We start from the raw sequence: 1,158 nt of genomic DNA, 5'->3' as shown, positions 1-1,158 counted from the left end.
TTTCGGGTCATTTTTCAAATGTTGCACAACGAGTTTGTGTATGGCTAGTTGCGTTGGCGAGAACTAATTTAGTAAAAGAAAACGAACCAGAGGAAAATCCGTAGGATTTTCCGAGTACACACAACACCAGCAATTAGTTATACACGTTGTTGTGCGACGTTATTTTTTCAATTCAGTCCGTTTTTTAATTGATTATTAATAAATAACTTCTCTTTTATTATAAAATTAACCATTTCTAATATCTTTCTCGTTTCCTCTCTGGATGTTTTTGTTTTAATTAATTCTTGATATTTAGATAAGATTTTGTCTATAGCTTTAATTTTTAATAACTGAAAATCAATGTTTAAATAGTGTTCTATTTTGTCAATTCCTTCTTTTGAATATTTATGCCGAGAGTTGGCTTTTTCCTCTTCTGTTGCCAAATAATTAAATTCAATTCCATATTTAGCTATTAAATCTGAATAAATTCCAATTGAACCTACTTTGTCTTTTACTGTGTTATGAACTCTTTCACTAATTCCTCGAATTTGGTTTTTTATTTTTTTGTCAGTCCACTCGTTAAACATTCCATTTTCTAAATTTTCACGGTTTGCTTTAAGTAAGTTGACAAGTCCTTTTTCAATAAGGTTTGTTAATTGTTCTACCTCTGTTTTTGAAAATGAAATTCTGTCTATTTTATATTTTTTGTTCTTTATTTTGCTGAATTCCATATTGTAACTTGTAGCAATATCCTTGTCAGAAATAAAGGCTAAATTTTCGTCGTTTGTATTTGCGTTTTTTGACCAATTATATGAGCCTGTTAAAACAGTTTTATTGTCAATTACACAGAATTTGTTGTGCATTAAATAATAGTTCTTTTGTAAATCTTTAATGAATGAGATTTGTATTGCGTTATTCTGTAAATTTTTGATAGCTATTGATTCTCGATTTACTTTATTATCATCTACAATTATGTCAATGTTGACATCTTTCAGTCGAATTAAAGCATTCGAAATAGTTTGATTCGTAAACCAAGCCACAGCAATTAAAAGCCTTTCTTTAGTTTCCGAAAGGTGTTTTATTAAATGGTATTCGATGTCTTGAAAATAATTGTTCAATTTATGGTAGGATGTTTTTCATAATGACGCACAACGGTAGGTATAACCGTCAGTTACGGTT

The 1,158-nt window shown here is 29.2% G+C and carries 1 protein-coding gene; it reads right to left on the bottom strand.

The annotated features are described in order from the left end of the window. Positions 1–167 precede the first annotated feature (167 nt). Positions 168–1,097: a phospholipase D-like domain-containing protein gene (locus KLA_RS17765; protein ID WP_051456157.1), complete on the bottom strand. Its 930-nt coding sequence runs from the start codon at positions 1,095–1,097 to the stop codon at positions 168–170. Positions 1,098–1,158: the final 61 nt, after the last annotated feature.

This window comes from Cellulophaga geojensis KL-A (assembly GCF_000568425.1).
Lineage (GTDB): Bacteria > Bacteroidota > Bacteroidia > Flavobacteriales > Flavobacteriaceae > Cellulophaga > Cellulophaga lytica.
This window is presented reverse-complemented; position numbering and strand designations above follow the sequence as displayed.